Source organism: Methylobacterium sp. CCH5-D2 (genome assembly GCF_001556475.1).
Lineage (GTDB): Bacteria > Pseudomonadota > Alphaproteobacteria > Rhizobiales > Beijerinckiaceae > Methylobacterium > Methylobacterium hispanicum.
On record NZ_LSIX01000925.1, the window covers coordinates 1 to 2,342 of the forward strand.

2 protein-coding genes are annotated in these 2,342 nt (G+C 73.5%); one reads left to right on the forward strand and one right to left on the reverse strand.

What is annotated here, in order from left to right; translation table 11 throughout:
• The coding region (locus AX737_RS24940) for an MCP four helix bundle domain-containing protein (RefSeq protein ID WP_197430714.1) at positions 1–919 on the reverse strand (919 nt) is incomplete at its 3' end.
• 286 nt (positions 920–1,205) lie between these two features.
• Between AX737_RS24940 and hisC the strand changes: the two genes are divergently transcribed.
• Positions 1,206–2,339 carry a histidinol-phosphate transaminase gene (gene hisC / locus AX737_RS24945; protein WP_066926051.1) on the forward strand — a complete coding sequence of 378 codons (1,134 nt, stop codon included), beginning with the start codon at positions 1,206–1,208 and terminating at the stop codon, positions 2,337–2,339.
• The last annotated feature ends 3 nt before the right edge of the window (positions 2,340–2,342 follow it).

Sequence of the window (2,342 nt, forward strand, 5' to 3'; positions counted from 1 at the left end):
TCGCCGCCGCCGTGACGGTCGCCACGATGCCGCCGACCGCGCGCTCGAACCCGTCGGCCATCGCGCGCATCGCCGTCCGGCGCTGCGCCTCGGCCCCCGCCCGGGCCAGCGCCGTCTCCTCCTCGAGCTGGCGCGTGCGGATCAGGTTGTCGCGGAAGACCCCCAGAGCGGCGGCCGCCGCCCCGATCTCGTCCCGGCGACCGAGGCCGGGGATGGCGATGCCCGCATCGCCCTGCGCCAGCCGGTTCATGGCGGTGGTGATCCGGCGCAGGGGGCGGGCCACGTCGAGGGCGAGGCCGGTCGCGGCCGCCGCGGCGATCAGCGCCGCCAGGACGATCGCCACGACCGTCGCGAACCACGCCCCGTCATAGGCCGCCTCGGCCGCCTGCCCGCTGCGCTGCGCCGCCGCGTCGGCGAGATCGACGAGCTTCTGCAACTCGGCCAGGACCGCGTTGATGCCGCTCGACATCTCGGTGTTGAAGATCCGCAGCGCCCCGGCGACGTCGCCGGCCGCCGCCATCGCGACGATCTTCTCCTGCAGCGCGTGATAGACCTGCCACTGCTGCTCGAACGCCGCGAACTGGGCACTCTCCTCCGGGCTCGCCGGCAGGGCCTGGTACTGGGTGCGCAGGGTCCGCAGCTCGCCCTCGCGCTTGAGGATCGTGGCGGCGACCTCGGCGCGCAGCGCGGCCGTGTCCGCGGTGATCAGCCGGCTCGCGTTGACCCGCAGGCGGTACACGGCCACCTGGAGCTTGCCGAGCACCTGGACGGTGGGCAGCCGCGTCTCGCGCAGGTCGCGCCCCGCCGCATCGACCGTCCGCAGCTCGTAGAGGGAACTCGCCCCGAAGCCGGCCACCAGGACGACCATGAGCGCGAAGCAGGCGCCGAGCTTGGATCCGATGGAGGTGAGGCGAGTCATAGGGCGCGCATCCACGTGGGACAGGAGGCTGGATCGGGTAGACCGCATTAGTGCCGTTCGCCGTTAACGAATTCTGATCGTGGGGCAATTCGGATCGGGTGCGGTACTATCGTTCTGCTTTCGGAGGCTGGCGACGCCCGGGATTCCGACATCGTGAACCGGCGCGGCAGTCCGGGGCTGGCCGGTACGGACCCGACAGGCCGGCCGGGCTTCATCCGGGGACGAAATGCTGTAGAGGAAACCGCGTCAGCCGCCGGGCCAGCCGGCACGAGCCGGGTTCCAGCCAATGCCCACCGATCCGTCCGTTCCCAGCCGCTCCGTGCCCCGGCCCGTGCCGCGCCCCGGCGTCGCGGCGATCGAGGCCTACGTGCCCGGCAAGAGCGGGACGACGGGCGGCCACCCGGTCTACAAGCTCTCCTCCAACGAGACGCCGCTGGGCCCGAGCCCGGCCGCGGTCGCGGCGGCGCGCCAGAGCCTCGACGACCTCGCCCTCTACCCGGACGGCAACGCGACGGCTTTGCGCGCGGCGATCGCGGAGCGCTACGGCCTCGACCCGGCCCGGATCGTCTGCGGGGCGGGCTCGGACGAGCTGCTCTCGCTCCTCGCCTACGCGTATCTGGCGCCGGGCGACGAGGGGCTGTTCAGCGCGCACGGCTTCCTCGTCTACCGCATCGCGATCCTGGCCGCGGGCGGCACGCCGGTGGTGGCGCCCGAGCGCGACCTCACCACCGACGTCGACGCGCTCATCGCCCGCCTCACCGAGCGGACGCGGATCGTCTACATCGCCAACCCCAACAACCCGACCGGCACCTACCTGCCCTTCGAGGAGGTGCGCCGCCTGCACGCCGCCCTGCCGCCCGACGTGCTCCTCGTCCTCGACGGCGCCTACGCGGAATATGTCCGCCGCAACGATTACGGCTCCGGGCTCGACCTCGTGCTGGAGGCCGACAACGTCGTGATGACCCGCACCTTCTCCAAGATCCACGGGCTCGCCGCCCTGCGGATCGGCTGGATGGTGGCGCCCGCGCACGTGGCCGACGCGGTCAACCGCATCCGCGGACCGTTCAACCTCTCGGCGGCGGCGATCCGGGCGGGTGCGGCGGCGATCCAGGACGACGCCCACGTGGCGGCGGCGGTCGCCCACAACGACGCCTGGCTCGCCCGCCTCACCGAGGAGGTCCGGGCGCTCGGCCTCGCCGTGACCCCGAGCGTGGCGAACTTCGTCCTCGTCCACTTCCCCGACGCGCCCGGCCGCTCGGCGGCCGCCGCGGACGCCTTCCTGACGGGCCGCGGCGTGATCACCCGGCGCGTCGCCGCCTACGGCCTGCCGGACTGCCTGCGGGTCACGGTCGGCAGCGAGGCCGCCAACACGGCCTTCCTCGACGGGCTCCGGGCCTTCGTGCGGGGCGCGCATGCCTGAGGC